21 protein-coding genes are annotated in these 25,371 nt (G+C 56.3%); 8 read left to right on the top strand and 13 right to left on the bottom strand.

Translation table 11 applies throughout. The features are described from left to right. Positions 1 to 55 precede the first annotated feature (55 nt). From cpaB to BM029_RS04020, 6 genes are all read right to left on the bottom strand, one after another. Positions 56 to 1,081, bottom strand: a complete 1,026-nt coding sequence (gene cpaB, locus BM029_RS04045) for a Flp pilus assembly protein CpaB (RefSeq protein ID WP_092432867.1) — start codon at positions 1,079 to 1,081, stop codon at positions 56 to 58. A gap of 167 nt (positions 1,082 to 1,248) precedes the next feature. Next, positions 1,249 to 1,710 (bottom strand): TadE/TadG family type IV pilus assembly protein, encoded by a 462-nt coding sequence (locus BM029_RS04040; protein ID WP_092432866.1) that lies wholly within the window; start codon positions 1,708 to 1,710, stop codon positions 1,249 to 1,251. Positions 1,711 to 1,792: 82 nt separating this feature from the next. Continuing rightward, the gene (locus tag BM029_RS04035) at positions 1,793 to 2,335 is read right to left on the bottom strand and encodes an A24 family peptidase (protein ID WP_211482430.1); all 543 of its coding nucleotides are present in this window, start codon (positions 2,333 to 2,335) and stop codon (positions 1,793 to 1,795) included. Positions 2,336 to 2,406: 71 nt separating this feature from the next. After that, positions 2,407 to 2,595, bottom strand: coding sequence for a Flp family type IVb pilin (locus BM029_RS04030; protein ID WP_092432864.1), 189 nt, complete (start codon positions 2,593 to 2,595; stop codon positions 2,407 to 2,409). A gap of 490 nt (positions 2,596 to 3,085) precedes the next feature. Then, positions 3,086 to 4,804 (bottom strand): ShlB/FhaC/HecB family hemolysin secretion/activation protein, encoded by a 1,719-nt coding sequence (locus BM029_RS04025; RefSeq protein WP_092432863.1) that lies wholly within the window; start codon positions 4,802 to 4,804, stop codon positions 3,086 to 3,088. A 225-nt stretch (positions 4,805 to 5,029) separates the two neighbouring features. After that, positions 5,030 to 6,550: a collagen-like triple helix repeat-containing protein gene (locus BM029_RS04020; RefSeq protein ID WP_092432861.1), complete on the bottom strand. Its 1,521-nt coding sequence runs from the start codon at positions 6,548 to 6,550 to the stop codon at positions 5,030 to 5,032. 369 nt (positions 6,551 to 6,919) lie between these two features. On the opposite strand from BM029_RS04020, the gene BM029_RS04015 reads away from it, so the two are divergent. Continuing rightward, positions 6,920 to 7,834 carry a 5'-nucleotidase gene (locus BM029_RS04015; RefSeq protein ID WP_092432860.1) on the top strand — a complete coding sequence of 305 codons (915 nt, stop codon included), beginning with the start codon at positions 6,920 to 6,922 and terminating at the stop codon, positions 7,832 to 7,834. Between the two features lie 25 nt (positions 7,835 to 7,859). Here BM029_RS04015 and BM029_RS04010 read toward each other — a convergent pair whose 3' ends face one another. Both BM029_RS04010 and BM029_RS04005 read right to left on the bottom strand, forming a co-directional pair. Next, positions 7,860 to 9,512: a 3-(methylthio)propionyl-CoA ligase gene (locus BM029_RS04010; RefSeq protein ID WP_092432858.1), complete on the bottom strand. Its 1,653-nt coding sequence runs from the start codon at positions 9,510 to 9,512 to the stop codon at positions 7,860 to 7,862. A 186-nt stretch (positions 9,513 to 9,698) separates the two neighbouring features. After that, positions 9,699 to 12,011, bottom strand: a complete 2,313-nt coding sequence (locus BM029_RS04005; protein ID WP_092432855.1) for an NADP-dependent malic enzyme — start codon at positions 12,009 to 12,011, stop codon at positions 9,699 to 9,701. A gap of 322 nt (positions 12,012 to 12,333) precedes the next feature. Here BM029_RS04005 and BM029_RS04000 point away from each other — a divergent pair, with 322 nt between their 5' ends. Next, entirely contained in the window at positions 12,334 to 13,512 is a 1,179-nt protein-coding gene (locus BM029_RS04000; RefSeq protein ID WP_092432853.1) for an FAD-dependent oxidoreductase, read from the top strand. A gap of 154 nt (positions 13,513 to 13,666) precedes the next feature. On the opposite strand, the gene recQ is transcribed toward BM029_RS04000, so the two are convergent. From recQ to BM029_RS03975, 5 genes are all read right to left on the bottom strand, one after another. Continuing rightward, positions 13,667 to 15,523 carry a DNA helicase RecQ gene (gene recQ / locus BM029_RS03995; protein WP_092432852.1) on the bottom strand — a complete coding sequence of 619 codons (1,857 nt, stop codon included), beginning with the start codon at positions 15,521 to 15,523 and terminating at the stop codon, positions 13,667 to 13,669. A 22-nt stretch (positions 15,524 to 15,545) separates the two neighbouring features. Beyond that, positions 15,546 to 16,418, bottom strand: a complete 873-nt coding sequence (locus BM029_RS03990) for an undecaprenyl-diphosphate phosphatase (RefSeq protein WP_092432850.1) — start codon at positions 16,416 to 16,418, stop codon at positions 15,546 to 15,548. Positions 16,419 to 16,506: 88 nt separating this feature from the next. Continuing rightward, positions 16,507 to 17,352, bottom strand: a complete 846-nt coding sequence (locus BM029_RS03985) for an undecaprenyl-diphosphate phosphatase (protein ID WP_092432849.1) — start codon at positions 17,350 to 17,352, stop codon at positions 16,507 to 16,509. A gap of 100 nt (positions 17,353 to 17,452) precedes the next feature. Next, positions 17,453 to 18,025 carry a DUF1439 domain-containing protein gene (locus BM029_RS03980; RefSeq protein WP_092432846.1) on the bottom strand — a complete coding sequence of 191 codons (573 nt, stop codon included), beginning with the start codon at positions 18,023 to 18,025 and terminating at the stop codon, positions 17,453 to 17,455. 38 nt (positions 18,026 to 18,063) lie between these two features. Then, complete coding sequence (locus tag BM029_RS03975) at positions 18,064 to 18,318, bottom strand: YkgJ family cysteine cluster protein (RefSeq protein ID WP_211482431.1); 255 nt, start codon at positions 18,316 to 18,318, stop codon at positions 18,064 to 18,066. Positions 18,319 to 18,620: 302 nt separating this feature from the next. Between BM029_RS03975 and BM029_RS25840 the strand changes: the two genes are divergently transcribed. The 6 genes from BM029_RS25840 (at position 18,621) to BM029_RS03945 (ending at position 25,367) form a co-directional block, all read left to right on the top strand. Then, positions 18,621 to 18,890 (top strand): hypothetical protein, encoded by a 270-nt coding sequence (locus BM029_RS25840; protein WP_092432842.1) that lies wholly within the window; start codon positions 18,621 to 18,623, stop codon positions 18,888 to 18,890. Positions 18,891 to 18,894: 4 nt separating this feature from the next. Further along, a complete protein-coding gene (locus BM029_RS03965) occupies positions 18,895 to 19,401 on the top strand; it encodes an RNA polymerase sigma factor (protein ID WP_092432841.1) in 507 nt (168 codons plus the stop codon). Continuing rightward, positions 19,398 to 20,207, top strand: coding sequence for an anti-sigma factor (locus tag BM029_RS03960; RefSeq protein WP_092432840.1), 810 nt, complete (start codon positions 19,398 to 19,400; stop codon positions 20,205 to 20,207). Before BM029_RS03965 ends, BM029_RS03960 begins: the two co-directional genes overlap by 4 nt. A 148-nt stretch (positions 20,208 to 20,355) precedes the next feature. After that, positions 20,356 to 21,015: a TetR/AcrR family transcriptional regulator gene (locus tag BM029_RS03955; RefSeq protein ID WP_092432839.1), complete on the top strand. Its 660-nt coding sequence runs from the start codon at positions 20,356 to 20,358 to the stop codon at positions 21,013 to 21,015. Positions 21,016 to 21,017: 2 nt separating this feature from the next. Next, positions 21,018 to 22,169, top strand: a complete 1,152-nt coding sequence (locus BM029_RS03950; protein ID WP_244544891.1) for an efflux RND transporter periplasmic adaptor subunit — start codon at positions 21,018 to 21,020, stop codon at positions 22,167 to 22,169. Between the two features lie 3 nt (positions 22,170 to 22,172). Next, positions 22,173 to 25,367 (top strand): efflux RND transporter permease subunit, encoded by a 3,195-nt coding sequence (locus tag BM029_RS03945; RefSeq protein WP_092432836.1) that lies wholly within the window; start codon positions 22,173 to 22,175, stop codon positions 25,365 to 25,367. Positions 25,368 to 25,371 lie beyond the last annotated feature (4 nt).

Raw genomic sequence — 25,371 nt, 5'->3', positions numbered from 1 at the left:
AGTTGCGGTCGATCCTGTTATTGATATAGGCCTGTCATTGAAAAACATCTTCGCCTCAAAAGGCCACCGACTCCCGTTGCGTACCGCGGATCACTTCGACTGTTCCGGAATTATTGGCACCTCGGTTCTGCACCGCGCCCGATTGCACAGCGACGCTATTGGCGCTATTCGCATACGGCTTGCGGCTTGATGCGGATTTGGAGTCACCAGCCAATCCACTCATCTCCATGCCGGCAAAAGCCTGATTGTCGGGCTGCTTCATGGCTTGCTGCTGATCCCGGGTCAGGTCCTTTTTCCCCGCGAGCACGGCTGTCGGCACCGGGAACAATGCCGGATCAGGCGCTGTTGTATCAGCCGGATTGCGCAATGCCAGCATCAACTTGCCGTTCTGGGTTGCCAGCAGCAATCGATTGATATCAGCGACCGGCGTCGCCAGCACTGCAGTACGAGCGACTTGCTGGGCTTGCTGCGACGATTGCACTTGCTGGCCCGATTGCGATGTTTGCTGATTCGGTATCGCTCCTGCGCTGCCGCCACTGGTAGCAGTACCGATCACTGCCGCGCCATAAGACAGAACTTGCAAGCGCGACATGAGCAATCGCGATTGTGATTTCTCAATCTCCTGGCCTTGCTTGAGGGTGAAAAACACATCCACGTAATCGCCCGCCTGGACACGATTGCCCGCGCCTACAATTTCGTCGACAGGAATCGCCACCGCGCGTTCACCGTCCGCCAATTTCACTGCCAGGCCACTTGCCAGGCCGCTTTCTGTAATCGGGGTACCGGCACCGATGTCAATCAAGGGAATTTTTCCAACTACCGAGCTGGCCTGGCTATACGCGCCGGCGGGATTGATCGGCAAGGTCACCAGGCTGATGTCATCGGTGGCAATCGCCTTGCCCGCCGCTAGCGCGCGTGCCGCCACTACAACCTCGTATTGTTTGGAAGTGCTGGCGACTACCGCGGTCGGCGCCGCCGAAATCGGCGGCGGTGGGCGACTGCCCAGCCACCAGGCCACAAATGCCAGACCGAGCGCCGCTGCTACCAATATTGCTGCAACAATTTTTGTCAGGTTATTCATAGCTTGTACTCGATGCTTGTCCGAACGGAGATAATGTTCAAAGTAATTCCCATGCAAAACTCAAATCAACAAGAACGTTAGGTCATCGGCGCATCGATTCGAGACCGACAAAAATCGACATGTCCCCCAAAAGATAAATAATTTCCGGCCGCATGACATGACAATATTCAATCAATTTGCACGGTGGCCGAACTTCCCAGTGTGGTGGGTAGCGCAATACCCATTCCAGGTAATGACGGCACCAGTGGATGAGTGGTATATGGATAAGTGACTTTGACCGTGATGCAACGTGCGCTGCTGGAGGCAGCGCATGGCATCGGTGCTGGCGGCGTACATGTGTCGACATGCACTAGCCAGCTGACAAGCGGAGTGACGGTAGCACAGGCTGCAGTGCCACGGTCGGCATCGACGACGGTGTATCGTAGCGCGGCACGCGCACCCTCCTCGGCGGCCAGTGTCATTGACTGCTGCGCCAGGAAAATCATGCCATAGGTAATTATCCCGTATAGCATCAGGAAAAATATCGGAAAGATAAATGCAAACTCTATCGCTGCAACACCGTGCTGGCCTAGTGTCCTGGCTCTCGCTCCGATGCCGGGATGAACCGCATATTTATATTTGTTATACATCCCTGCTCCCGATCTTTACCGCCGATACGATCAGTGCATTACCGACGCGTGCTGCGCTGACATGCATGACGCAAACGAGAACTCAAATCAATCCTGGCACTGCTCCGGCGCCATGTACCCCCATCCAGGCCCCAGCCAGAGCCAGGTACGCTGCATAAGGAATACCAACGCGGTTACCGCGCTTCTCCAGCATCCGCTGGTATAAAGGCCGTTGCATCACCCACATCATGGCCAGTTTCAGATCTCGTGCGATTTCCAGCCGCGATGCGTAGACGACTACGGCGTGAACGAGAGCCATCAGCGACGCTATCAGGAACACCGGCAATAACGCAGTCGGTCCAATCAATAAACCAAGCACCGCAAAAAACTTTACATCGCCTGCTGCCATCGCTCTCAGTGCATACAAAGGCAAGAAAAACACCAATCCCGCGGCAAAACCAGCGAACGCGCTCAACCAACTTATTCCGTTTAACCCGTTGCCCAAAATAACAAAGCATCCAAGTTGCACAGCAGTTGCAATCAACAACAAATTATTGGGAACACGGCGAAACAAGTAGTCGTATAGAAATACTGTGGCGCAAAACACCAGAAGCGGCAGCATCAAGAAAAAACTTGTATCGAACATTTTTTGCCCCGTCTAACTAATCGGCAAAAATAGTTGGACAGTTCAAATATCTGATTGATATTCCGCTTTCTTTATGGAGCCTTTGTTGGAACAGCTGTCTTCAACTGAGTGTCAATGTTGCCAAATATGCTAGTTAGATCGCTACCTATATTGGTCGCTCCAACAATGATCGCTACAGCAATCAGGCCAGCAATCAGGCCATACTCGATAGCAGTAACGCCATCCTCATCCCGAAGAAATTTCATTAATTTGGCATTCATTGTGATCTCCTGAAAAAGCACATACCTCACTAAAGTAGCTACCCCAGGTGCTGAAATCCGCGGCCAAACGATCCCCACATTCAACCGTGAATAACGACTCCTGATCTCGGACTACGCGGTACCAGCATAGCCTTGAATAAACATTACCTCAAGATAAATTTTCCTTTTTAGAAACACACAAATAGAGTTATTTCTCTAATTGTATTTCATAGGAGAAATGCGGATTATGCTGAAATATCGTTTTACATTATGAAACAAATAATTTCAAAAAAAGAAATAACAATTGATTTTAGACAACGCTAAAATTCAACTATAAACATGTAATTTTAATAACTTTTTTCATCCTAATAAATAGCTTTATCTTGACGGATTGACACATGAATGAGCGCATATGTAAGTGCGCATCAATTGCTGTTTTTGGCGACTATCTTCCGGCATATATTTAACGTTAGAGTGCGTCGATAGCTAATCGCCCGGCATGACGCGAAATTTAATCCAACTGATACGAGTAAGATGCATTCACACGCGGCGATCTCGAACTGGAATTGATCGGAACGTCTCCCACCGGTTTTGCCAGCGACAGGTCAAGGGTGTAGTAACGGTCATCCGAAAAGCGCACTCCTAGCGCAATTGAACCCAGGGTATCGTGGGCCAAGGGGCCGGAATTCGAATACACGCGAGAATGATCCAGCAGGAAATAAGGCTGCACCTTCTTCAGATAGGTGTAACTCATCGGGAACATGCGATTGACTTCGGCCGAGATGCCCCAGCCTTTGTCGCCGGCCAATTCACCCACCGGATAGGCGAGACCGAACAGTTTGCCGCCGAAACCGATCTGTTCCGAGGTCGGCAAAATATTGCTGCTGTACTGCACGCTGGTGGCCACCGCAACGCCGAAACCGCCGGGCAGCTGATTCGATTGCGCCGCTTGCAAGGTGACCTTGGTAAAGCCCAGGTCGACGTTGCTGCTCTCGCTTCGAGTGCCGAGCCCGCTCACTGCTTTATATACACCGACACTCAACTGACGTGTCTGCTGCAGTTTCTCCGGCCCGGTTTTGACATCGACCCAGGCGGCTTCCGCGCTCAATACCCGTACCTGGGAACTAAGCTCTAACGTCATCGGCGTGGCCGGCACCGAACGCGTGAACTCCTGGCTATTTTCGGCGCTGTAAGCGCCGCCGGTGACGGTCAGGCTATGGGTGTTATCGAGGATCACCGGATAACTGAGGGAGCCGCCGGCGTGTACGGTTTTGGTTTGATAGCGCGCTTGGTATTGCACACCTTCCAAAGCCGAATTTTCCGGCTGGGCCCGATAATCGGACCAGTTCAGCTTGCCCAACAGGCCGTCATTGCCGATTGGCTGGACATAATTGATCGCATAATATTTTTCGTCCTGCGGTCCGCTGGGTTGCAGCGTGCTGACTGTCACCTGCTCACCCAACGGCGTCAGACCATTGGTGCTGGCGGTCAGCAAACCGCGTATTCCGGGTTGCCGGTAATCGGCGCCAACCCCGACCGTGACCGGCCGTCGCTTCACCGTCAGCACCATATCGGCAGCGCCATCGGTGGTGGTAGGCGGCGCTACGTTGGCGACAATCTTGACTCCTGGCTGCAGGCTGAGGATGCCGGCGACCCGTTCAAAAGTGGCGCGGCGTAACGGCCGTTCTTGTTGCAATTGTTCAGCAATCTGCTTCAGGCGCTCTTCGTTACCGCCGGGATTGCCTTCGATCTTGACGTTCTTGACGTAGCCCTCGACTACCGTGACCACTACCACGTTATTCTCGAAACTCTGCGCCGGGATAAAGGCAAATGAAAGCGGGTAACCCCGGTCCTGATACATCTGCGTGACCTTGTTGGCAGCGGCCAGCAATTCGGCGACTGTGGTATCGCGGTTAGCCAACGGCGCAAATAACGCAGCTACCTGATCGAACGGCAGGGTTTTCACGCCGGCGATCTGGAAACGCGACGGCGTCAGATGGCTTGCCAACAAATTTTGCAGCGCGGGATCTACCGCCTGGGTCTGGATATTGATAGTCACCGGTGCGCTTGGCGGCGCCTCGGCTTTGGGTAACGTATCGGCCGGATTACCTTGCAGCGGACTGCGCCCATCCGCATGTGCAGGCAAAGAATACGACGCCATCAGGCAGTAAGCACTGCTGACCGCGATCACCGCAGCACGGTGGTAGCACCTCGATTTGAATAGTTGCATGCTGCTACGGCTCTCGTTCGTTGTAGACGGTAAACCTGCCCATTAATCGGGATGTATCGGGATGCGAAGTCACTATTAAATTACGGCAATAATTCATATAGTGCAACTATTTTGTTGTAGCATATGTTGGCATTCCGCCCCGCCATGACTTGACTGTTTAGCCTGCCTGCTAAACAAAAAAGCCTTGGTCGTAACCAAGGCTTTTTTGCAAACCGCCGCTACTGCTTATTTTTTTACTAAACCACCAAGCAAGCCGCTCAACAATCCCGTTGTTTGTCCGCTACCTGCGGCGCCCCCGGTTCCTGCGGAACCCGATGAGGTCAAGCCTGCTACCAAATTGGTCACCGGGGCCAGAGGACTGCCACCGCTTGCACCACCTGCGGCGCCACTCAAAGTCCCCAACAGACCTGTGACCGGAGCCAGAGGACCACTACCGCCTGCACCGCCCACGGAACCGCTCAAAGTCCCTAACAAACCGGTGACCGGAGCCAGAGGACCACTACCGCCTGCACCACCGACGGAACCACTCAAAGTCCCTAGCAAACCGGTGACTGGAGCCAAAGGACCACTACCGCCTGCACCACCAACGGAACCACTCAAAGTCCCCAGCAAACCGGTGATTGGAGCCAAAGGACCGCTACCACTTGCACCGCCGACGGTGCCGCCCAAAGTTCCTAACAGGCCAGTGACTGGCGCCAGAGGACCACTACCGGCGCCGGCTAATGCACCGGTGAGGCTGCCAGTCAGGCCATTCACAGTACTAACCACGGGAGCCAGCGGTCCGACAAGGGCGCCAAGCAGCGCATTGTCAACCGGTTGCACGATGCCGCCGGTTTTATTTCCCAATAAAGGCTGGTCGGTGCCAGTCACACCGTTGACAGCAAGATAGCCAACCAGATTGCCTGTGTTGCTCACTACCGGGCCGAGATTACTGGCGACAGGCACGCCGGAATTAGTCAGGCCATCACCGACGCTGGCGACAGTACCGCCAACCACACCCAGTAAAAGATTAGCCGGCTGATTCACCGCTGTAACATTGCCAACGGTCTGGAGCAAGGTCCCTGCAGTGCTGGTCAATGGCTCAATCGCGGTGCTCACCGTTTGCGTGACTTGTTGTACCGGACCGGTCGTCAATGCCGTATTAAGTGTCGGCGCCAAAGTACCGGAGATGGTGTTGCCGATGGTGCTGACCAAACCGCCAACCGGCGCGGTTACCGGCGCCAAAGCACTAAGCGGACCGCTACTGCCCAAGCTGGTGACTACCTGTCCTGTACTGTTCACGGTGGCGCCAAGCTGCGCGATCACTCCGCTGGTACTGCCGACCGTGATACCCACCGGGTCCTGCGCTGTGCCGATTTGCCCCAGGCCGTTAGTCAAGCCGCCACCGAGCACAGTAACGATGCCGCTGGCATTGTCGATTACGCCATTCAATGCGGTCTTGGTAGCAGGTGTGAGCGGCAACTGGCTGACGATTGTATTGCCGGCGCCGTCAACCGCTGTACCCACGCTCGATACGGTGGTGCCTACGTTCGAGATCAGATTGCTCGATGAAGCAGTCGGCGGTGTCGGAGGTGTCGGCGGCGTGACTGGAGGGGGGTTAGTCGGTGTGGTGCCGCCAGGACCGGTACCCGCTGTATTACCGCGTGCGCCATCAGCATGTATGCCACCGCTGCCGCCGCAGCCGCTGAGCAATGCTGTCAGTAATATGGATGCCGCTAGCAATCCGCCTTTTTTCGATGCTTTCATGATCTATCTCCCTTTTTGATGACTCGGATAAAGCTATGCCTACTGTCTTTTCGCAAAGAGCGTGCCAGCCAGAAACGCCTTCAAAACAGCAACAGTTGCAGCTCACCAAACATCATGCAAATGAGAAAAAGAACTTATAAATCAATGACTAACAGAAACATTTACTCCTGGAACGATAACATTGCCGTGCCGGCCGCCACGGCCTTTGACACGTAACATGTAACGTAACGCGAAGGAACAAAGCCGGCGTAACACGACGAATAAATTGCAAAAAACATCACCTTACAAGCATGTCCCTGATGATCCGTTAATAGTTGCCCCAACGCCTATAATGAGCGCTCTCGCTAATCGACCTCAAGACTACCAACCATGCCGCAGTCCTTAGATAATTTGCTGGTAATCGGAATTTCATCCCGCGCGCTATTCGACCTGGAAACCGAAGAGGCGATCTTTCGGCAACAGGGGCTGGAAGAATATCGCCGTCACCAGTTGCTCAATGAAGACCAGGTCCTCAAACCTGGCGCTGGGTTCGCCTTGGTAAAAGCGTTGCTGAAACTGAATCAGCTGACCGGCCAGCGTTTCGTCGAGGTAGTCGTGATGTCGCGTAATTCCAGTGAGACCTCGATGCGCATCTTCAACTCGATCAAGCATTACGGCCTCGACATTACGCGTGCCGTGCTGTCCGGCGGCGCTTCGTTGGCGCCGTATTTGCACGCCTTCAACGTCAGCCTGTTCTTGTCCTTGCATGAGGATGATGTCCAGGCTGCCGTGAATTCCGGCGTGGCGGCGGCGCTGCTGTATCAAAAACCGGAGAATGCACTGGAAGAGCTGGAGCAGATCCGTATCGCGTTTGACGGTGATGCGGTTATTTTTTCAGATGAATCGGAAAAGATTTATCAATTGGAGGGGATTGAAGCATTTGAGAAACACGAACGCGAAAACGCCATGCTGCCGTTGCCGCAAGGCCCGTTTGCGCGGCTGTTGCTGGCGCTGTCGTATATCCAGAATAACTTCAAGAATCCGGATGGACACGCGGCGCCTATCCGTACCGCGCTGGTGACGGCGCGCTCGTCGCCGGCACATGAACGCGTGATTCGCACCTTGCGCGCCTGGGATGTGGCGATCGATGAAACCTTCTTCATGGGCGGCCTCGTCAAATCGGATGTGCTGGCCGCCTTCAATCCGCACATGTTTTTTGACGACCAGCCCGCGCATTGCGAACGTGCCGCCGGCACCGTGCAAACCGGGCGCGTGCCATGGAAACAGGCGGGAGAGCTGCAGTAAACCTGCCGGCTGCTGCGACAATGCTTCAGGCAGTCGGCAAGACATATCCCTTGAACTGTTCCCGCAATTTGTTTTTCAATAGCTTGCCGGTAGCACCGATCGGCAATGCGTCGACAAAAGCCACGTCATCCGGCATCCACCATTTGGCGATCTTGCCTTCAAAAAATTCGAGCAGCTGCTCGCGACTCACTTCCATCCCCGGCTTCCTGACTACCACCAGTAACGGCCGCTCGTCCCACTTCGGATGAAACATTCCGATACAGGCGGCCATTTGCACCGCCGGATGCGCCATCACTATATTTTCCAGGTCTATGCTGCTGATCCACTCGCCGCCTGATTTGATGACGTCCTTGCTGCGATCGGTTATCTGCATGTAGCCGTCGGCATCGATGGTCGCCACGTCGCCAGTGGGGAACCAGCCATCCTGCAGCACCTCCCCGCCCTCATTCTTGAAATAGGTATCAACTACCCACGGCCCCTTGACCAGCAGGTTGCCGTAAGTGACGCCATCCCATGGCAGCTCCTGGCCGGCATCGTCGACAATTTTCATATCGACGCCGTAGATCGCGTGGCCCTGCTTTTGCAGCAGCAATTCCTGTTCTTCAAGAGGCAAAGATAAATGCCTGGTTTGCAGGCTGCCGGTGGTGCCCAGCGGCGACATCTCGGTCATGCCCCAGGCGTGCACCACATCTACGCCATAACGATGGCGCAAAGCTTTCATCATCGCTGGCGGGCAGGCGGAGCCGCCGATGATGGTGCGCCTGAAGCTGGAGAATTTCAGCTGGTTTTGATCCATATAGTTCAGCAAGCCAAGCCAGACCGTCGGCACGCCGGCAGAAAAAGTGACTTGTTCTTGCTCGAACAGTTCATACAGGGATTTCCCATCCAGTCCGGGACCGGGAAACACCATTTTCGCGCCCGTAATCGGTACCGCGTATGGCAAACCCCAGGCGTTGACATGAAACATCGGCACTACCGGCAGCACCACATCGCGCCCCGATATGTTCATGGTGTCCGGCATGGTCGATGCCAGTGAATGCAACACAGTCGAGCGATGCGAGTACAGGGCGCCCTTGGGATTGCCGGTGGTGCCCGAGGTATAGCACAGGCTGGAGGCGGAATTCTCATCGAACAATGGCCAGCTGTACTCGTCAGGACTGGCTTCCAGCAAGGCCTCGTAGCACATCAGGTTGGGCAGTTTGCTGTCTTGCGGCAGATGCTCGGGGCCGCACATGGCGATGTAGCCTTTGATGGTCTTGGCCAGCGGCGCCACCGCCTCCACCAGCGGCAGGAAGCAGACATCGAACAGCAGGTATTGATCTTCGGCGTGGTTGGCAATGTAGCCGATCAGGTCCGGATGCAGGCGTGGATTGATTGTGTGCAGCACCGCTCCCGAACCGGATACCGCGTAGTACGCCTCCATATGCCGATAACCGTTCCATGCCAGGGTGGCAACCCGCTCGCCCATCTTCACGCCCAGCGTGCCCAAGGCATTGGCAAGCCGGCGTGCGCGGCGATGGCAATCGCTATAGGTGTAGCGATGGATATCTCCTTCAACCCGCCGCGAGACTATTTCGTTGCTGCCGAAATAGCGGTCTGCGTGCTGCAGAATGCTGGAAATGAGCAACGGCTGGCTCATCATCTGCCCCATCAACGGACTCTTGGGATACTGTGACATTGCATCTCCTGATGTTGTAATGAAACCGCTTTTTTAATGAAACAGCGTACTCACAATAATCCAGGGATGACATATATGTCAAAAACAAAAAGGCCCGACTTTACCGCCGGTCGTCTGGCGTTAAAATCGGGCCCGTCTATTCTTACTTGCTACTGGTACTACTGATACCTGTATCTTACCGTGCGTTTACCGTGCCGAAATCGCGTCCACCACGCACAAGGCGGTCATGTTGACGATACGGCGCACCGTTGCCGATGGCGTCAGGATGTGGACCGGCTTGGCGCAACCCAACAGGATCGGACCGACCGCCACACCGTTGCCGCAGGTGTTCTTGAGCAGGTTGTAGGCGATATTAGCGGCATCGATGTTTGGCATTACCAACAGGTTGGCATCGCCTTTCAACGACGAATCCGGCATCGTTTTTCTCAGCAGCTCGGCGTTCAGCGCGGTGTCGCCATGCATTTCGCCATCGACTTCCAGCTCCGGCGCCAGTTCCTTGATGATAGCCAGTGCATTCCGCATTTTCCGCGCAGAAGCGCTGTCGCTGGAACCGAAATTCGAATGCGACAGCAAGGCTGCGCGCGGCTTGATGCCGAAGCGCAGCATTTCTTCCGCTGCCAGGATCGTGATTTCCGCCAGTTGCTCGGCAGTCGGATCTTCGTTGACATGGGTGTCGACCAACACCAGTTGGCGATCTGTCAGGATCAAGGCATTCATCGCGGCGTAGACATTCACACCTTCGCGACGGCCCAGCACCTTGTCGATGTAGTTCAGATGCAGGCTGGTGGTGCCGTAAGTACCGCAGATCATGCCGTCGGCATCGCCTTTGTGGATGGCCATCGAACCGATCAAGGTATGACGGCGGCGCATTTCCAGTTTGGCGTATTGCTCTGTCACGCCCTGGCGCTTGGTCATCGCCAGGAAAGTTTGCCAGTAATCGCGATAGCGCGCATCGAATTCCGGATTGATGACTTCAAAATCGACACCGGCTCTCAGACGCAGGCCGAAACGCTCGATGCGCTGTTGCAGCACCGCTGGACGGCCAACCAGGATCGGCCGCGCCAGATTTTCATCGACCACCACTTGCACTGCGCGCAGGACGCGTTCTTCTTCGCCTTCAGCGTAGACGATCCGCTTTTTCTCGGCCGCTGTCTTCTTGGCGACCTGGAACAACGGCCGCATGAAGGTACCGCTGCGATAAACGAATTGCTGCAGCTTGTCGATATAAGCATCCATATCCTTGATCGGACGGCTGGCGACGCCGGACGCTTCAGCGGCCTTGGCGACTGCCGGTGCAATCTTGATCATCAGACGCGGATCGAACGGCTTTGGAATGATGTATTCAGGTCCGAACGACAGATTGGCGATGCCATAGGTCGTGGCGACGATGTCCGATTGCTCGGCTTGCGCCAGCTCGGCAATCGCATGCACCACCGCGATTTCCATCTCACGCGTGATTGTGGTGGCGCCGCAATCCAGCGCGCCGCGGAAAATGTAAGGGAAGCACAGAACGTTGTTAACCTGGTTCGGGTAGTCCGAACGGCCAGTCGCCATGACCGCATCGTCACGCACCGCCTTGACATCTTCCGGCAGGATTTCAGGCGTCGGGTTAGCCAGCGCCAGCACCAGCGGCCGTGGCGCCATCGCCTTCACCATGTCTTGCTTGAGCACGCCGCCGGCCGACAGGCCGAGGAAAATGTCGGCACCCGGGATCAGCTCGGCCAGGGTACGCGCATCGGTCTCGCGCGCGAAACGCAGCTTGTCCGGATCCATCAATTCAACCCGGCCTTTGTAGACCACGCCAGCCAGGTCGGTGACGAAAATATTTTCAATCGGGAAGCCGAGATCGACGATCAGATCCAGGCAGGCCAGCGCTGCGGCGCCTGCACCGGAGACCACCAGCTTGCAGCTCTTGATGTCTTTGCCTACTACCTTCAGGCCATTCAGAATCGCCGCGCCGACGATGATAGCGGTACCGTGCTGGTCATCATGGAAGACCGGGATCTTCATGCGGTCGCGCAATTTGCGCTCGATCTCGAAACACTCTGGCGCCTTGATGTCTTCCAGGTTGATACCGCCGAACGTCGGCTCCAGCGAGGCGATGATGTCGCACAGCTTTTCCGGATCGTGTTCGTTGATTTCGATATCGAAGACGTCGATGCCGGCGAATTTCTTGAACAGCACGCCCTTGCCCTCCATCACCGGCTTCGATGCCAGCGGGCCGATATTGCCAAGGCCGAGAACGGCGGTACCGTTGGTGATAACTGCAACCAGGTTGCCGCGTGCCGTGTAGCGGAAAGCATTGGCCGGATCGGCCACGATTTCTTCGCAGGCCGCAGCCACGCCCGGCGAATAAGCCAGCGCCAGATCGCGCTGGTTCGTCAACAGCTTGGTCGGGGTTACGCTTATTTTCCCGGGGGTTGGAAACTCGTGATACTCAAGCGCAGCTTGGCGCAATTGTTGGCGGAGCTCTTCTTTTTTATCAATCATCGAATCCATATGCCTCTGTCCCCAAGTCTAACAAGTGAAAGTCTTTGATTTTATCAGACTGCTCGCCGTGAACCATGTGAATTTCGCATTGTGAATGAGGATTTCACGTAACCATTTACAATAACTATCGATTAATAATTATTGATTAATTTTCATTATTATAAATATCCACTATTCACTGGGAATACCCGGAAAATGATCGAGATCAAGCTAGTACTACCGATGTTGTAATAAAATTGCCCCCCGCACGCATGACGGCGGCTTACCGCTCAATGCAGACAAGATTGAAGACCGTTTTTTCATCACCGCCAACCATCCTCCAGGACACTCCATGAAACCCATCATCATTATCGGCGCCGGCATGGCTGCCTATTCTCTGGCGCGCGAAGTACGCAAGCTGGACAAGAGCGCCGAGCTACTGATCATTACAGCCGACGATGGCGGTTTCTATTCCAAGCCGATGCTTTCCAACGCCTTCGCCCAAAAGAAAGTGGCGGCGCAACTGATCTCGCAAAGTTCGGCGCAAATGGCGGAACAGATTGGCGCCGATATCATGACCAAAACCCGGGTCAATGCCATCGACACTGCACGTAAGGTAGTTGACACCAGCAACGGCGCTTTCGAATACCGGCAACTGGTGCTTGCCGTCGGCGCCCAGCCAATCCGGCTGAACCTCGTCGGCGACGCCAGCGACCGCGTGCTGTCTGTCAATCACATCGACGATTACGCTACGTTCCGCGCCAAGTTGCTGCCCGACCTGCAAGCATCGGCCCGCGTGGCGATTCTGGGCGCCGGTTTGATCGGTTGCGAATTTGCCGACGATCTTGCTGCGCACGGCCATACGGTTACGCTGATCGACCCCAATCAATTGCCACTGGCAGCGCTGGCGCCGCAAGCTTTGTGCGAAGGCTTGCACGCGGCACTGACTGCGCGTGGCATCAACTTGCGACTTGGTACGACTGCCTCCAGCATCGACCATGCAGACGGTGCAATCAAGATTACTCTGTCGAATGGTGAAGTGGTCGTTGCCGATGTGGTCTTGTCGGCCGTCGGCCTGCGTCCCGACCTGGCTCTGGCGCAAGTAGCGCAACTGACCACCGGCCGCGGCATCATGGTTGATAGCCATGGCCGCACCAGCGCTGCCGACGTGTACGCGCTCGGCGATTGCGCCGAGTACCGCGTCGACCGTGAAGGCCGCACCAGCCCGTTGCCATACATCGCACCGATCCTTACGGCTGCGCGTGCGATTGCCAAGACATTGACTGGTGATGATACCGAAATCGATTTGAAACATTCGCCGGTGATCGTCAAGACACCGAGTTATCCGCTGGCGCTGATACCGCCGCCACCGCACACGGTAGCCGCCGGCCGCTGGGAAACCGAACTGGATGGCGCCACCACTATCTGCCGCTTCTTTGATGCGCAAGGGGTGATGGTTGGTTTTGGGGTTGCTCCGCAAGAAGCGAAAATCAGGCAAGCGTTGATGGCGGCTTTGGGTACGTCAGCGTAGGTGGTTTGACGGTGCTGTTGTAGGGTGGGCACGCCTTTGTGCCCACGCGTGAACTCACTCCACGCACTTGCCTATTTCCGCGCCGCGGAGGCCCTTACTCCGGTTATCACGGTCACGCGTGGGCACAAAAGCGTGCCCACCCTACGTTGCAGCATTACACAAACTCGGCAATCAGCTCCACAATTTCCGCGCCGTAGGTTTCCAGCTTCTTCTCACCGACACCGCTGACACCGCGCAAGTCATCCAGGGAAGCTGGTTGCGCCTTGGCGATTTCACGCATGGTGGCGTCGTGGAAGATGACGTAAGCGGGCACGTTGTGTTTGCGCGCAGTCTCGACCCGCCACCAGCGCAACTTCTCGAAAATCGCCTGTTCCAGCGTCGACAGATCCGTTTCGACATAGCCCTTCGGCTTGCTGCCGCTGCGTTTCTGCTTGACCGGCTTTTGGTATTCCCGCAACTGTACCGCTTGCTCGCCGCGCAGCACAGGACGCGCCGCATCGGTCAGTTTGAGCGCGCTGTATGCCTCGTGGTCGACCGTGATCAGGCCAAGCGCAATCGACTGCCGCATGATCGCCCGCCACTCGGCTTCGCTGCGATCGCTGCCGATGCCAAACGTCGACAGTTGATCATGGCGCCATTGCTTGATTTTGTCAGAGTCTATGCCGCGCAAGACATCCATCACATGCATCGCGCCGAAGCGCTGGTCGACCCGGTAAATCGTCGACAGCAGCTTTTGCACCACCACTGTCGCATCGAATGACACCGGCGGGCTCATGCAGGTATCGCAATTACCGCAACGCTCGGAGCCCTGACCGAAATAATCCAGCAAGCGCACGCGGCGGCAGTGCAGGGTTTCACACAACCCCAGCATGGCATCCAGCTTGACGCCCAGCACCCGCTTGAAGACCTCGCCTGCTTCCGACTCATCGATCATGCGCCGTTGCTGCACCACGTCTTGCAAACCGTACGCCATCCAGGCGTTGGCAGGCCCGCCGTCGCGGCCGGCGCGGCCGGTTTCCTGGTAATAACCTTCAATACTCTTGGGTAAATCCAGATGCGCGACAAACCGTACATCCGGTTTATCGATCCCCATGCCGAATGCAATAGTGGCCACCATCACGATGCCGTCCTCGCGCAGGAAACGTCCTTGATTCTTGGTCCGTTGCGCGTAATCCATACCGGCGTGATAGGGCAAAGCCTGAATCCCCTGTTGCCCCAGAAATTCAGCGGTTTCCTCAACCTTCTTGCGCGACAGGCAATACACGATGCCGGCATCGCCGCCATGCTCGCTTTGAATAAAGTCGAGCAGCTGCTTGCGGCCGTTGGCTTTTTCAACAATCTGGTACCGGATGTTGGGACGATCGAAGGAGGAAACGAAACGTGCGCCCTGCTCAAGTTGCAGGCGCAGCGCAATTTCTTCGCGGGTCTGCTGGTCGGCAGTGGCGGTCAACGCAATCCGCGGCACGTTCGGAAAACGTTCGTGCAGGATGGACAGCTTGATATATTCGGGCCGGAAATCATGCCCCCATTGCGATACGCAATGCGCTTCATCAATCGCAAACAAGGCAATCTTGGAAGATTCCAGCAAATCCAGGCAACGCGGCGTCAGCAAGCGTTCCGGCGCCACATACACCAGATCGAGATCGCCACTGCGCACGCGGCGTTCGATCTGCGATGCCTCTTCGTAGGTTTGCGTAGAATTCAGGAAAGCGGCGCGCACACCGACTTCCGCCAGCGCGTCGACCTGGTCTTGCATCAACGCGATCAGCGGCGACACCACCACCCCGACCCCATCCCGCAACAACGCCGGAATCTGGTAACACAGCGACTTGCCTCCACCGGTCGGCATCAGCACCAGCGCATCCCCACCGTTGGCTACATGACTGACAATCTCAGCCTGCTGGCCACGAAAAGATGGATAACCGAATACCGTTTGCAGTATATGAAGTGCTTGCGGGTCGGCACTGACGGATGCTTCTGCTGAATCTGACGAATGTGGCGAATGTGGCATTAGTTACTTAAGGAATCTTGTATTAGCTGAGGAAGCCGTTATGTACGCCGACCAGGAGAAATACTCCCAAAGCGACGCGATAGATGATGAACGGCCAGGTTGAGAACTTCTCCAGGAATTTCATCAAACCCCAGATCGCGCCAAAAGCCGAAATGCTGGCGACCACCAGGCCGAAGATCAGCAACAACCAGGTCTCCAGCGGCATGTGCAAATGGAACAGCACCAGCAACTCTTTCAGCCCCGCCAGCGCAATCGCCGGCAAACCGAGCAGGAAGGAGAAACGTGCCGCTTCTTCACGCTTGAAATTAAGGAACAAGGCGGCAGTCAGCGTCGAACCGGAACGCGACACGCCCGGAATCAGCGCACCGACTTGCGCCAGGCCGACGATCACTGCATCGCGCATACGCATCTCGCCGACAGTGCGGCGATGACGGCAACTGAGTTCTGCGAGCGCCAGCAGCACACCCATGGCGATACAGGCATAGCCGATCACACTCAGGCTGCGCAACGGCGAGCCGCAGGCGTTCAGCACATGCGACAGGGACAGTCCGGCAATCCCGATCGGGATCGTCGCCAGGATGATCGCCATCCCGAGACGGAATGACGGGCTGCTGAAATTGCGTTCACGCACCGCCGTGATGCTGCCGACAGTCACTTCGCGTACATCGCGCCAGAAATAACTGACCACTGCCGCCAGCGCCGCCAGCTGCATCGCTGCAGAAAAAGCGGAGCCGGGATCGTGCCAGCCGAGTATGGCTGGAACGATGCGCATATGCGCGGTGGAAGAAATCGGCAATAACTCAGAGATCCCCTGAATCACGCCCAGAATCGCTACCTGTAAATAGTCTAGCGATGCAAACCCGATATCGGTACCAGCGGAACATACACTTGCCACAGCAATCTCCAGTTCAGAATTGAATGATTACAATTTTATAAAATGCCGATGATTTTTCTTTTGCGGGTCACGCAAGAGCAGACCCGGCTCAATGCGCCCAATTTACCCAACCGGTATATCCGGTCACGATCACCACCAGGCCAAACACAATCCGGTACCACGCGAACACGGTGAAATCATGGCTGCTGATATAACGCAACAACCAGCGCACGCACAGGAACGCCGAGACGAACGCCGCTGCGGTGCCGATCGAGAACAGCGGGATATCGGCCGCCGACAATAGCGCGCGATCTTTATATAGGGAATAAATGGTGGCGGCAAACAAGGTAGGAATTGCCAAAAAAAATGAAAACTCGGTAGCCGCCTTGCGTGACAGGCCAAACATCATGCCGCCGATAATCGTTGCACCTGAACGGCTGGTGCCGGGAATCAGCGCGAACGCCTGGGCAATGCCGATCTTCAGCGCATCCAGCGCGCTCATGTCGTCCACCGATTCGACCCTCGCAACCCGATCACCATTCTTGTTACGGCGCTCAACCCAGAGGATCACAAAGCCGCCGACAATCAGCGCAATCGCCACCGGCAAAGGCGCGAACAGTTTTTCCTTGATCATCTTGCTGAACAACAGCCCCAGTATCGCTGCCGGGATAAAAGCGATGGCCAGGTTGATAACCAGTCTGCGCGCCTTGACGTCGTTAGGCAGGCCGCGCAGCACCGCACCGATACGGGCCCGATATTCCCAGCATACGGCGAAAATCGCACCGGCCTGGATGGCGATGTCGAACACTTCGGCTTTTTCACGCGTAATGTCGGCCGTAAAGTCCAGCAAGCTGCCGGCCAGAATCAGGTGGCCGGTCGACGAGATAGGTAAAAACTCGGTGAAACCTTCGACCAGGCCCATGATGAGCACTTTTAACGCGAGAACAATATCCATGTAATGTGGGAGTAAAAAAGTGAAAGGAAATCAGGCTCCGGGGCGAATGATACCGCCCAGGCCGTTGTAAAGTTGCTGGATATTTCTTAAAAACAGCCGGCTATTTTACCGGTTCAAAGGTAACCACCAGATTTTCGGGCCTGGTGCCGATTCTTGTCGGCATGAAAGCGACGCCGGCATAACGTAGATCTTCCGGCTTGAAGGTATACAACGGGACGTTGGCCAGCAACTGATGCGCCAGCAAATTGCCTATCTGCGTTACTTGCGCGGCGTAGGTATTGTCGAGGCCGTCCAGCACCAGGCTGTCCAGCTTGGGCTCCTGCAATGTCACCGCGCTGTGCGGGTTATCCAGGGTCAGTACGCCCGAGATCGCCATCTTGCCGCTCCATGACTTACCTAGCAGGGGCATGGCGAGCGTCACATCGGTTGCCATCGACAAGCGATTCTGCTCCGGCGGCAAGCTCAGCAGGGCCTTGTTGGCGGTAATCTCGAACAGGCCCAGGTAACGTTGCGAAAACGGCAAGCGCTTGTCGACCGATTGCTGCAGTTTAGTTAACGGGAATTCGACATCGCGCGGTCCGATAAGGGCGGCGCATGACGATAAGAGCAGTGAGGTGAATAGCGCCAACAACACCGGCATGACCTTGCCGAGAGTCAATTTTTTAGATTGCATTCAAATTTTTCCTTTTTCTGCGGATCAATAGACTGACCCTACGCAGCGGTCAATCGTTCCAGCGTTGCCAGGTAATGCATCGCATGCGCTTGAGAACTGCCGCACATATCCAATGCCGGCTGCAGGCTGGCGCAAACGGCAGGACGATCCGGGCTGCCGAAAATCCGGCAAAGATTGGCGTGATCCAGCTGAATACAGCGAACACCCGCCGGCTTGCCATCGGGCATACCAGGAATCGGCGACGAAATCGACGGCGCGGTACAGCAGGCGCCGCAATCGGGACGGCATGAGATGCCTTCCGCGCTCATATCGGCATGCACATCGGCACTCACGCCGTGACCTCGGCAATTAGTGTATATTTTGAAAACATTTTACGATCTATAGCATTGCAAATTGAACCGAAGGCCAGATTCTACTTGCAATCACCTTCCCTACCGACGCCTCGATTGCATTCAATCGCCGACATCAAGGCAAAAATATCTTAAATATCTTTGATGGCATGGAATAAATGGTTCGGATTTGCGTTCACGTACATGAAATTGCATTTTTTGCATTTCATTTAAATGAATCTCCGGGAGTAGCCGATATAAAACACATGAATCATTTATTTCTTAGCGCAGTCTTTGCCATTGCAGCGGGTTCTTATGGTGTTTTCTTAACTTTCGCTGTCTACCCGTCTGTAGCAGGCGCGAGCCAGCTACGTACTACATTTGACGGTAATATCCGCAACAATTCGCTGGCGCTGAGCCCGGACGAAACCATCGCAGTCGTTTTCAACAGCGAGCGCACTGTGCCAGTCGGCAAAGAACCTTACGGCGCCGCAAAGAACTGGCTCCCGCAACTCTTTAAAATTTCTTTTGATTGAGACTATGCAAGATGCACGTGCTGAATTGCTTGCCTGTATTCCCCGCCTGCGCCGCTATGCCCGTGCGCTGGTAGGGGGCCATATGGGTGCCGACGATCTGGTGCAGGATACGATTGAGCGTGGCCTGGTAAAACTGCCAATGCGCCCGTTTAGCGGCAACATGCGTGCCTGGCTGTTCAGCATCATGCATAACCTGCACATAGACCAAATCCGAAAAATGCGGTTGCCGACCGAAGTATTGGACGATGACACATCTGAATTGTCCGTCGCAGCTGCGCAAACACTTGGGCTTGAAATACGTGATCTGGAATCATGTCTGCGGCTGCTGCCAGCCGGGCAACGTGAAGTCCTGCTCTTGGTGGCATTGGAAGAAATGAGTTACGACGAAGTCGCCGCCACCTTGCAAATCCCGTTGGGAACCGTCATGTCGCGGCTGTCTCGTGCACGCGAAAAATTGCGCGCACTGATGGATGGCCGCACCGTCGTATCGCCGTTGAAGGTGGTTAAATGAATCAGTTACCTGTTACAGAAGCAGACTTGCATGCATATGTGGATGGCTTGCTGCCGCAATCCAGAAGGACGGAGATCGAATCGTACCTGGCGTCGAGGCCAGCCGAAGCAGAACGGATAAATGCCTATCGCGAACAGTCTGCCCGGCTGCGCGCGCTATTCGAACCCGTGCTGGATGAGCCGATGCCGCCGCAGTTGTCTACGCTAACTGCCCCGCCTGCGCCAGCGCGCGCGCACCTGCAACGCTATGCCGCCGGCCTGGCGATCGCTCTTATAGGCGGCGTGGCGGGATGGGTACTGAACGGACAAACGCAATCCGGTACGATGCCTTTTCGGGCCTCGGCTACAGCCCCCGCATCCGCCAGAAATGTGACGGCACTGGCGCATCAGGCGGCAATCGCCCATGCCGTCTACAGCCCGGATGTGCGACGTCCGGTCGAGATCGACGCGGATCAGGAAGATCAACTCGTCGCGTGGCTATCGAAACGGATTGGCACCCCGATTCGTCCGCCCAAGCTCGGCAAGCTGGGGTATGAGTTAATTGGCGGTCGTCTGTTGCCAGGTGAAAGCGGCCCTGTTGCCCAATTCATGTATCACGACGGCACAGGCCGGCGTCTCACCTTGTACGTCTCCACTGAACAGACGCACAACAAGGATACCGGCTTCCGCTTTACGCAAGAAGGACCAGTCAATGTCTTCTATTGGATTGACGGCAAGTTTGGCTATGCGCTGTCTGCGGGTATGGATAAAGGTGAACTTGCCCGTGTCGCCAACGCGGTCTATGAACAGCTGGATAAACCTGGATGAAACGGGTATGTGAACCGGGTATGACGCGTGCCCATGATGTGTGCCTACGCCTACGCCGCCGCCTTGCCTTGACACTCCCGCTGTTGCCGCTTACATTACTGACTCCAAAGTCAGTTAATAAATAACCGAAGCAGGCAACCAGGCATTCATGAACTGCCCTTTCAGCTCCAAACCCCGTTGGGCCAGACGCAAAGAAGCACGTCCGCAGGAATTGCTGGCGGCCGCGCTGGATTTGTTCGTCGAACGCGGATTTGCGGCCACCCGATTGGGCGACGTTGCGGCCCGGGCTGGCGTCTCCAAGGGAACGCTGTACCTGTACTTTGAGAACAAGGAAGAATTGTTCAAGGCAGTGGTGCGCGAAAACATGCTGCCGCTGCTGGATGAGGCAGACGACATCATCGGCAGCTACGAAGGCTCCAGCGCCGATCTGTTCCGTCACATCATCCTGGTCTGGTGGGAGCGTATCGGCGCCACCAAACTGGCCGGGATTACCAAACTGATGATGGCCGAATCGGGCAATTTCCCCGAACTGGCGGCGTTCCATCGCGAAGAAATCAGCATGCGCGGCGACGCCATGCTGGTGGGCCTGCTGCAGCGTGGCATCGAGCGCGGCGAATTTCGTGCGATCGACGTCCACCAGACCGCCAATGTACTGGTCGCACCGGTCATGATGCTGATGATGTGGCAGCAACCTCTCAATCCCTGCCACGTCGAAGCGGTCAACCCGGAAACTTATCTGAAGAGTTTTATCGACCTCTGCCTGCATGGCTTGCTTAGGCAGCCGCCCCCTGCTCCAACTAACCAATGACTATGCCGAAACGCCGTAAACTGTGGATCGCCATCGCTGTTGTCGGCATTGCGGCGGTGCTTGGCATGTTCCTCATGGCGCAACGCAAGGCCGCTCTGCCGGTGCCGCAAAAGCCGGCAGCCGCCGCTCCCAGCCTGGAGTTCCTTGCAAGCGATGTGATGCGGGTAACGCCGCACGATCTGCGTGACGTCTTGACGCTTTCGGGCGCCCTGCGCGCCGTCAACCAAGCCCAGGTCAAAGCCCGGGTCAGCGGCGAAGTACGGGAAGTGCTGGTAAGAGAAGGTGCAAGCGTCAGCAGCGGCCAGGTCATCGTCAAGATGGACACCAGCGAATATCGGGCACGCGTCAATCAGGCGCTGGGATCGCAAGTAGCGGCGCAGGGCCAGCTCGATATCGCCAGCAAGACCCGCGCGAACAACAAGGTCCTGGTGGAAAAAGGTTTCATTTCCAAAAATGCCTTCGACAATGCCGCCAGCCAGTACGACATCGCCAAAGCCAATGTCGACTCCGCCAACGGTGCGCTGGACGTAGCGCGCAAGGCGCTGTCGGATACGGTGATCCGGGCGCCGATCAGCGGCTTGATCAGCCGCCGTTCGGTGGAACCCGGCGAGAAGGTATCGCCCGATAATAACCTGCTGGAAATCGTCGATTTGCAGCAAATGGAAATGGCGGCCGCGGTGCCAACCTCGAACATACTGAGCGTGGCGCTGGGCCAGGAAGTCCGGTTGACGCTGGACGGTTTGCCCGCCCCGGTGATCGGCAAAGTGGCCCGCATCAACCCATCGATTGAAACCGGTTCGCGCTCGATCATGGTGTACATCCAGATCGACAATCCGCAGGGCTTGCTACGGGCCGGCATGTTTGGCGAAGCGCAGCTGACCCTGTCACGGAAAAACGGCGTGCTGACTGCACCGCAATCGGCAATCCAGAGCGACGCCAGCGACAACTATGTGTACCTAATAGAAAACGGCAAGGTGCAGCGCCGCAGCGTCGCTTTAGGGTTGCGCGGCACCGACGGCGATAGCAGCAATGCAGTGGAAATCGTGAGCGGCGTCAGCAACGGCGCCCGCATCGTCAAGGTGAATCTCGGCAATCTGCCGGACGGCGCCAGCGTCAGGGTACTTGCCGCCAAACCCGTCGGCGGCAAGGGCTAAGCCATGTGGTTCACGCGCATCAGCATCGGCAATCCGGTACTGGCCACCATGATGATGATGGCCTTTGTGGTGCTGGGGCTGTTCTCCTACGACCGGCTGCGGGTGGACCAGTTTCCGGACATCACGTTCCCGGTAGTGGTGGTGCAAACCTTGTATCCCGGCGCCTCGCCGGAAACGGTGGAATCGGATGTCAGCCGCCCGATTGAAGAAGCGGTCAACACCATCAATGGCATCGATACCCTGACCTCGCGCTCGTATGAAGGGCAGTCGGTAGTCATCGTTCAATTCAACCTGAATGTCGATCCGACCCAAGGTGCGCAGGATGTGCGGGAAAAAGTAGCCGCAGTCAAAGCCGCCTTCCGCAAGGAAATCAAGGAGCCGCTGATCACGCGCTACGATCCGGCCGATGCGCCGATCTTTTCAATCTCGGTCACCAATGATCCCAAAGCCAAGCCGCGCGACTTGCGCGAGCTGACCACCATCGCCGATCAAATCGTCAAGAAGCGCCTGGAGAATGTGCGCGGCGTCGGTTCGGTGACGCTGGTGGGCGGAGTCAAACGGCAAATCAATATCTACGTCAAACCGGTGGAGATGGAATCGCTGGGGATCGGGATCAATCAAGTCGAAGATGCAATTCGAAATGAAAATCAAGAGCTGCCGACCGGCGCGATCCGCAGCACCGACAGTGAAAAAGTTGTGCAAGTCCTGGGTAAGTTCAAGGACCCGCAGCACTTCAACGATATCGTGGTGGCGATACGCGGTGGCCAGAGTGTCAAGCTGTCGCAAATCGCCACTGTAGTCGATGGCCAGGAAGAACAGGAGAACCTGGCGCTCTACAATGGCCAGCGCACCCTGGCGCTGGATATCCTGAAGGCGCAAGGACAAAACACGATCGAAGTGGCGGACGGCTTGATGCAGGCCATGCAAGAGCTGCAAACTACCATGCAGACCTTGCATCCCGGCGTCAAGATCCAGGCCATCCAGGATGGCTCGCGGCAAATCCGTGTCGGCGTCCATAATGTCCGGCAAACCTTGCTGGAAGGCGCTGCACTGACGATTCTGATCGTATTCCTGTTTCTCAATTCATGGCGCTCTACCATTATCACCGGGCTGACTTTGCCGGTGGCGTTGATCGGCACGTTCCTGTTCATGAACATGTTCGGTTTCACCATCAACATGATTACGCTGATGGCGCTATCGCTGTGTGTCGGCTTGCTGATCGACGACGCTATCGTGGTGCGTGAAAATATCGTGCGCCATGCCGGCATGAGGCTCAACGGTCGTTTCAAGAGCCACAAACTGGCGGCGCTCGACGGCACAGCTGAAATCGGCCTGGCGGTATTGGCCACCACCTTTTCCATCGTCGCCGTGTTCTTGCCGGTCGGCTTCATGGGCGGCATCATCGGCCGCTTTTTCCACCAGTTCGGCATCACGGTGACCGCGGCAGTTTTGATCTCCATGTTTGTCTCGTTCACGCTGGATCCGATGCTGTCTTCCATCTGGCCTGATCCGGCATTACATACCGATACCGACGACGCCGGCCACAAGCAACGCCGTGGCATCTACGCCAACACCATCGGCCGTGTGCTGGAGGTGTTCGAGCGCCTGGTGCAATGGCTGTCGGACGGTTACCAGGTGCTGCTCAAATGGTCTCTCGGCCATCGGAAAATGACGGTAGGGATTGCCGTACTTGCCTTCGTTGCCGGCCTGGCGCTGCCGGCTGCCGGATTGGTCGGCACCGAGTTCATCCCGAATGCCGATTACTCCGAAAGCGGCGTCACCTTCTATACGCCGGTCGGTTCTTCACTGGAGCTGACGGAAACCAAGGTCCATCAGGTCGAAAACATCCTGCGCGAATTTCCCGAAGTGCAGGATATCTACACCACCGTCAATACCGGCGCATCGCAGGGTAAAAATTACGCGTCCATCTTTATCCGCCTGACCCCGCGCCAGCAGCGCAAACGCAGTAATGCCGAGCTGACGCCGTTGCTGCGTGAGCGCCTGTCGCAGGTGGCCGGTATCACGGTGACCCAGGTCGGTTCGCTGGCAGCGGCCGGCGGCGATAGCAAACAGGTAAGATTGAGCCTGCTGGGCCACGACCTGAAGGAACTGGAGCGCTTGTCGGCCGAAGCGCAGCGCCGCATGCGTACGGTGCCTGGCCTGGTTGACCTCGATTCCAGCCTGAAAGACAACAAACCCAACATCGCGGTGACGCCGAAACGCAATATCGGCGCCGACCTCGGTATCGGCGTGGCGCAAATCGGTAATGCCTTGCGCCCCCTGCTGGCGGGTGAAGCGGTCAGCAGCTGGCGCGGCCCGGATGATGAGAATTACGATGTCAACGTCCGCCTGGCGCCGTCCGACCGCAATGCCAGCGAGGATTTGTCGCGCCTGATGCTAGCCAGCACCCAGCTCAACAGCGACGGTTCGGCCAAGATGGTGCCGTTGCGCCAGGTCGCCGACATCGCAGCTTCCACCGGCGCCAACCAGATCAACCGGCGCGACCTGAATCGCGAGATCGAATTGTCGGCCGACGCTGTCGGCCGTTCCGCCGGCCAGGTCAATGCCGATGTCAAAACGGCGCTGGACAGCATGCACTGGCCCGCTGGCTATCGTTATCAGGTGGGAGGCACCACCAAGAGCATGCAGGAATCGTTTAACTACGCGTTGATCGCCTTGGGGCTGGCGATCATTTTCATTTACATGATCCTGGCTTCGCAATTTGCCAGCTTCTTGCAACCGCTGGCGATCATGTCGGCGCTGCCGCTGACCTTGATCGGCGTGTTCCTGTCGTTGATGATTTTCCGCTCCACCCTGAACATGTTTTCCATCATCGGCTTCATCATGCTGATGGGCCTGGTGACCAAGAATGCGATCTTGCTGGTCGATTTCGCCAACCAGGCGCGTAAAGCCGGCGCCGAGCGCAGCGCGGCGCTGCTGGAGGCGGCGCACGTGCGCCTGCGCCCTATCCTGATGACGACGCTGGCGATGGTGTTCGGCATGGTGCCGCTGGCCTTTGGCGTGGCCGAAGGCTCCGAACAGCGCGCGCCGATGGGACAAGCTGTTATCGGCGGGATTATCACTTCGTCACTATTGACGCTGGTGGTAGTGCCGGTGATGTATACCTATCTGGATGATTTTGGCAGTTGGGTCAAACGCAAGTGGCAAGGTAATGCCGTTGTAACCGATGAGGTTTGAAATC

Origin of the sequence: Collimonas sp. OK607 (assembly GCF_900111995.1) — a bacterium.
In the GTDB taxonomy this organism is placed as follows: domain Bacteria; phylum Pseudomonadota; class Gammaproteobacteria; order Burkholderiales; family Burkholderiaceae_D; genus Collimonas.
This window is presented reverse-complemented; position numbering and strand designations above follow the sequence as displayed.

Excerpts from the sequence above, each read along its gene's own strand:
- cpaB (WP_092432867.1), bottom strand. The coding sequence starts at position 1,081 with ATGAATAACCTGACAAAAATTGTTGCAGCAATATTGGTAGCAGCGGCG.
- BM029_RS04040 (WP_092432866.1), bottom strand. The coding sequence starts at position 1,710 with ATGTATAACAAATATAAATATGCGGTTCATCCCGGCATCGGAGCGAGA.
- BM029_RS04035 (WP_211482430.1), bottom strand. The coding sequence starts at position 2,335 with ATGTTCGATACAAGTTTTTTCTTGATGCTGCCGCTTCTGGTGTTTTGC.
- BM029_RS04030 (WP_092432864.1), bottom strand. The coding sequence starts at position 2,595 with ATGAATGCCAAATTAATGAAATTTCTTCGGGATGAGGATGGCGTTACT.
- BM029_RS04025 (WP_092432863.1), bottom strand. The coding sequence starts at position 4,804 with ATGCAACTATTCAAATCGAGGTGCTACCACCGTGCTGCGGTGATCGCG.
- BM029_RS04020 (WP_092432861.1), bottom strand. The coding sequence starts at position 6,550 with ATGAAAGCATCGAAAAAAGGCGGATTGCTAGCGGCATCCATATTACTG.
- BM029_RS04015 (WP_092432860.1), top strand. The coding sequence starts at position 6,920 with ATGCCGCAGTCCTTAGATAATTTGCTGGTAATCGGAATTTCATCCCGC.
- BM029_RS04010 (WP_092432858.1), bottom strand. The coding sequence starts at position 9,512 with ATGTCACAGTATCCCAAGAGTCCGTTGATGGGGCAGATGATGAGCCAG.
- BM029_RS04005 (WP_092432855.1), bottom strand. The coding sequence starts at position 12,011 with ATGGATTCGATGATTGATAAAAAAGAAGAGCTCCGCCAACAATTGCGC.
- BM029_RS04000 (WP_092432853.1), top strand. The coding sequence starts at position 12,334 with ATGAAACCCATCATCATTATCGGCGCCGGCATGGCTGCCTATTCTCTG.
- recQ (WP_092432852.1), bottom strand. The coding sequence starts at position 15,523 with ATGCCACATTCGCCACATTCGTCAGATTCAGCAGAAGCATCCGTCAGT.
- BM029_RS03985 (WP_092432849.1), bottom strand. The coding sequence starts at position 17,352 with ATGGATATTGTTCTCGCGTTAAAAGTGCTCATCATGGGCCTGGTCGAA.
- BM029_RS03980 (WP_092432846.1), bottom strand. The coding sequence starts at position 18,025 with ATGCAATCTAAAAAATTGACTCTCGGCAAGGTCATGCCGGTGTTGTTG.
- BM029_RS25840 (WP_092432842.1), top strand. The coding sequence starts at position 18,621 with ATGAATCATTTATTTCTTAGCGCAGTCTTTGCCATTGCAGCGGGTTCT.
- BM029_RS03965 (WP_092432841.1), top strand. The coding sequence starts at position 18,895 with ATGCAAGATGCACGTGCTGAATTGCTTGCCTGTATTCCCCGCCTGCGC.
- BM029_RS03960 (WP_092432840.1), top strand. The coding sequence starts at position 19,398 with ATGAATCAGTTACCTGTTACAGAAGCAGACTTGCATGCATATGTGGAT.
- BM029_RS03955 (WP_092432839.1), top strand. The coding sequence starts at position 20,356 with ATGAACTGCCCTTTCAGCTCCAAACCCCGTTGGGCCAGACGCAAAGAA.
- BM029_RS03950 (WP_244544891.1), top strand. The coding sequence starts at position 21,018 with ATGCCGAAACGCCGTAAACTGTGGATCGCCATCGCTGTTGTCGGCATT.
- BM029_RS03945 (WP_092432836.1), top strand. The coding sequence starts at position 22,173 with ATGTGGTTCACGCGCATCAGCATCGGCAATCCGGTACTGGCCACCATG.